At 32.5% G+C, this 4,772-nt stretch carries 4 protein-coding genes; all 4 read right to left on the bottom strand.

Annotated features, from left to right (window positions below; translation table 11 throughout):
- Positions 1-648: 648 nt before the first annotated feature.
- Positions 649-1,407 carry an SDR family oxidoreductase gene (locus F0000_RS26515; RefSeq protein ID WP_149627718.1) on the bottom strand — a complete coding sequence of 253 codons (759 nt, stop codon included), beginning with the start codon at positions 1,405-1,407 and terminating at the stop codon, positions 649-651.
- A 97-nt stretch (positions 1,408-1,504) separates the two neighbouring features.
- Entirely contained in the window at positions 1,505-2,386 is an 882-nt protein-coding gene (locus F0000_RS26510; RefSeq protein ID WP_149627717.1) for an AraC family transcriptional regulator, read from the bottom strand.
- Positions 2,387-2,905: 519 nt separating this feature from the next.
- Positions 2,906-3,604, bottom strand: a complete 699-nt coding sequence (locus tag F0000_RS26505; RefSeq protein ID WP_149627716.1) for a hypothetical protein — start codon at positions 3,602-3,604, stop codon at positions 2,906-2,908.
- Positions 3,605-3,725: 121 nt separating this feature from the next.
- On the bottom strand, positions 3,726-4,772 hold a 1,047-nt coding region (locus F0000_RS26500; protein ID WP_149627715.1), incomplete at its 5' end, for an IS66 family transposase.

Below are 4,772 nucleotides of genomic sequence, written 5' to 3'. Positions count from 1 at the left end.
TTATATATTAGATTTGAAGATCGAGTGGCACTTGATTTAGCGACCAAGCCCCAGGAGGGCTCTGGGAGCTAGCTCCCAGAGCCCTCCTGGGGCTTAACCCTGAGACAGGGTTATAATTACACTTCCTGATCAGCAAATACTTTTTTTATCATATCGACTTTGTAAGTTTTCTTTAAAAAATCAAACACATCATTTTTAATAAAAGCAATAAAATTGTCAGCTTTACCAGAAGCTAATCTGGCCTCTTTAGAATGTCCTCTAGGTTCGTTTGGAGAATATATATGTAGGCATATAATCTCTTGTTCTGCTAATAGTATTCTTTTCTCCTTTTGAATAAGAAATTCTAATTAGAATAAACTCTTTTACGTTTAGTCGTCTATTTATACTTGTAACTAAAGGGAAGGAATAGTCAGAACCTGTAAGTATTAGAATTGGGAATTTTTTATCTGTTTTATAATATGATTTTGGAAGTTTTACATACAAATCATATGTCTGTTGATTGATTGTAGATGTAATTTGATGAACTTCTGTTCCTTCTAATGTTTCAGTTGTTAAATTGTCAGATTGTTCTGCGTTTTTGTTTGATGAAACTTTCTTCTAAATAATGTAATTTAACTAATGGTACAACAAATAAATTCAAAAAAAAGATTACCCCACTAATAATGGATTAATATTGACCCCTCCATCCATATTGTATTCACTACCTGTAATAAAAGATGCTTTATCAGAAGCTAGGAAAGTTACCAATTCAGCAATCTCTTCTGGTCGTCCATATCGTTTAAGTGGAATTCGATTTTGCATTGCTTCTTCCATTCCTTTTAGTTGTTCCTCAGACATTCCTGTTTTGCTAAAAATCGGAGTCGCAATTGGGCCAGGATTTACAGCGTTTACTCTAATCTTACGTGGAGCCAATTCAGTTGCTGCTGTTCGGGTATATGAATTTAATGCAGCTTTTGATGCACCATAAACAGCTGTATTTGGCATACCCGTATAGGCGTTAATAGAAGATAGGTTGATAATACTAGCTCCATTATTAAGGATTGGTAAAAATTTCTCAATTGTAAATATTGCGCCTTTGAAATTAATATTCATTAAGTTGTCAAACATATCTTCTGTAATTTGACCTACGGGTACAGGAGTGAAAACACCAGCATTAACAAATAAGGTATCAATGTTCCCAAACTCACTTTTTATTTGATTAACAGCATTATCAATTGCAGATAAACTGGAAACATCTGCAATGACTCCTTTAACACTAAGTTGAGTTGCTGCCGTATTTATTTTTTCTATTGAACGACCTATGATTATTACAGTTGCTCCTTCTTCTTTAAACTTTTTGGCTGTTGAATAACCGATACCACTATTACCTCCTGTAACAACAGCTACTTTACCATTTAATTCACTCATGTTTTATGTTTTAATTTATATCATATATTATTTGATACAAATATCAGGAGGGATAGTCTTTGGTTAATTATCAATCTCTTTTTTTAGATAGTCAATCTCAAATCGAGTCAGTTATTTTTAATTTTTCTTGAAATTGAAGTGGGGTTATTTTAGTATATTTTTTAAAAAAGCGAATAAAGTTAGAAGGTTCTTTAAATCCCATTTTAAATGCAATTTCTTGAGATGTATATCTTTGTTCCGAAATGTTTCGTTTGATTTCTAATAATAACCAACTATCTATAAAATCCTTAGCTGTTTTATTTACAATTTCTTTACAAATTTCATTTAAATAGTTGTAGGATACATTTAATCTCTTCGCATAATCCTTTGCATTATGTATTTCACTATAGTGTTTAATAATTAATTCTTTAAATAGGTAGAAATTTTTTAATCTTTCGCTATCAAAAAAAACATGTTGATTACAAGCAAGTCGTTTGATTTGAAAAAGTAAAGTCATAAAGGTAGAGTGAATAATTTCTGACTTCAAATTAGTATCGACATCCTTTAGTAAGGTTTGAGTCAATTCCAAAATGAGTTTCAAGGAATTAATGTTTTCTTTGCCAATTTGAATATTTGAAGTATGATAAACTTGTAGAAAATGAAATAGGTTTTTATTGTTTATGTTTTGAGTAATAAAGCTTTCTTCAAAACCAATCACATAACCTTTGACGGTAAGTTCTTTGTTAAATGAATGAACCTGTCCTTTTGTTATAGGGAGAATTACCCCTGGAGATAAAATTTCTTCTTTAAAGTCGATAGTATGTTTACTTTCTCCCTCAAAAATAATAATTAGTGCATGAAAATCAATTCGGTGTGGTTTAGATAAATCAAAGTTGCTTCCCAAAACGCGTTTATATAACTCCTGAATTGTAATTAATTCAAAAGGAATGTTCTGTTTTAAAAAACGAGAAAAAAGAATGTTTTCAACTTTGTTTTTCATGAATCACTTTTTTTGGCTACAACGCCAAATATATGAATCGGAGCAAGGGAAGTATACCTGAGCCAATTGATTTATCTGTGCATTTTTTATTTCTTAATTTAAATTATAAAAATTTAGCGCCACCGAAAAAAGGAAATGACCTTTGGATCTAGCTCTAAACTTTGCTCTGATTTTATAATGTTGTGTGTTCATTTATCGGTATCCAAATAATTTTAAACTAAGAGATGTTTTTTGAAAATTAGAGGTAGTGAAGGGGTTAGCAAGACCAATAATGGTTTAATTCTTACAACTCTACGGAGGATGATTTGGTTAAATCAGCGAAGCATCGAGGGATATGTAGATGCTTCGGTCTTGAAGAGCCGTATGATGGGAGACTATCACGTACAGTTGTGTGAGAGGTTTAGGGGTGAGATTCCCCTTTACCTACTCGACCTATTTTTTTTAGATAATCCTTCAAAATATTATTGTGTCTTATTTCAATATTATATTATCACTCCTTATACGATTATAATTACATTATTAGATACATTTTGCACAGGAATAGAAGTTAATCACTTCATTATTTTCTTTTAAAATCTGTTCTACATAATCTTTAGTTTTTTCAATTGATAGTAAAGGGATTTCTATTTGCATAGATCGTAGAGATCCATCTTGTTGAGGAACGATCAATATCATTTTACCAATTGCTAAGTTAAAAATACGTTCATTCAGAATAGCATAGGCGTTACGATCTCCCGTAATAAAAGCATTAAAATCAATAGTATTATTCTTGGTTTTATAATACCCTTTGGCTAAATAGTTAGGATGATTTCTAGAGTATATTGAGGATCGAAGGTGACTGAAGCCTTTGGGATCAATGAAATCTGTAGAGATCGCAATAGTAAAAAAAACATCTTGTTGTTTGTCCCCAATAAAAGATGCGTTAAATTTGTTTTTTGTAGCATAAAAACAATTGTAAAGAAAACGTTTGTTATTGATCATCACTCCTTTAAAGTTACCATCATATCCCAATCCGATAAAACTTTTCTCTCCTGTCGGATTATATCTAGGTACCGGAAAAACACCCCCTGGTATGTTTTGTTCCCTAAAATTATTTAAATCTATCTCAAAAAGTTTTTGATCCCAAGTGGTGGAGTCTCTCCGATGTATTTCATTTTTTTTTTCCGCTTCTATATTCCATACATATTGACTATACCCCGCTATGGTGCATGTAAGCATCAGGATTAAGGATATTTTTTTTTAGTTATAATTAGATATTTCATTGGATAATTTTTTTCCTTTTAGTTTTGATATAGAACTAGTTAATGATCTTTCTTTAGAAAGGTATGCATCCGAGCAACTACGTAGTAATTTTTTCTTGATATCCAGGCAGTAGTTCTTCCAGTTTTTGCATGCTATGGTCAGGTAATTTTTCTAAGATATTTGCTAGCCATTCTCTAGGATTGATACCTTGCATTTTGCAACTTCCAAAAAAAGAATATAATATTGCTGCATTTTGAGCTGATTTATGAGGTCCACAGAAAAGGTAGTTTTTTCTTCCAATAGCCATAGGTCTGATGGCATTTTCTATTTTGTTATTATCTAATTGGATTCTTCCATCCAAAAATATGTTTTCAAATTTATGGTACTGATTTACAAAATACGTCATAGCTTTTCCAATCTTACTTTTGGGCAATACATTATATTGTTCTTGTGTGACCCACTCCTTGATCTGTACCAGTAATGGTTTTATGGTTTTTATACGCAAATTTTTGATCTTCTCTATATCCCCGTTCGCCCCTTCCTTAATTTCCCTTTCTTTTTTATAAATATCCCTAAAAATGGTAAGAGCCTTTTCTGCCCGGAGTTTATCATTGTCCAGTGCTTCATAAAATTTCCTTCTGGCATGCACCAAACAACCTGCCAAAGTAATATGTTTATGACCCACAGCTATCTTATCATATACATTATAACCGTCACATTGCACATAACCACTATAGCTAGCCAACAATTCTTTAGGACCGTTTTGCCCACGACCTTTACGGTAATTAAAGAGTACCAGTTTTTGAACGGGATCGTGATAGACCCATTGATACCCCTGGTGTGTACTGCCTTTTTTATCGCTGTCAAGTACTTTTATTGGTGATTCGTCAGCTTGAATGTAGTCACTTTCCAATATTTTTTGTTTCAAGGTATTGTAGAGTGGTTCGAGCAACCTACAACACCCTGCCATCCAATCACCCAGGGTACTCTGTGCTGGTTCCCATCCAAAATCACGTTTAAAGATCTGGATCTGTCGGTAGAAAGGTAAATGATCGATATATTTACTAACTAATACATGTGCCAATAGACAAGCTTCTGCAATGGACTTATCTATAGGACGACTTGGTAGTTCTGCAATCAACAC

Source organism: Aquimarina sp. RZ0 (genome assembly GCF_008370685.1).
In the GTDB taxonomy this organism is placed as follows: Bacteria; Bacteroidota; Bacteroidia; order Flavobacteriales; family Flavobacteriaceae; genus Aquimarina.
Note: the sequence above shows the minus strand (reverse complement) of the source record. Positions and strands in the feature narration are given on the sequence as shown.

What these genes read in the sequence shown, in the direction of transcription:
- F0000_RS26515 (WP_149627718.1), bottom strand. Translation starts at nt 1,407, where the DNA reads ATGAGTGAATTAAATGGTAAAGTAGCTGTTGTTACAGGAGGTAATAGT.
- F0000_RS26510 (WP_149627717.1), bottom strand. Translation starts at nt 2,386, where the DNA reads ATGAAAAACAAAGTTGAAAACATTCTTTTTTCTCGTTTTTTAAAACAG.
- F0000_RS26505 (WP_149627716.1), bottom strand. Translation starts at nt 3,604, where the DNA reads ATGCTTACATGCACCATAGCGGGGTATAGTCAATATGTATGGAATATA.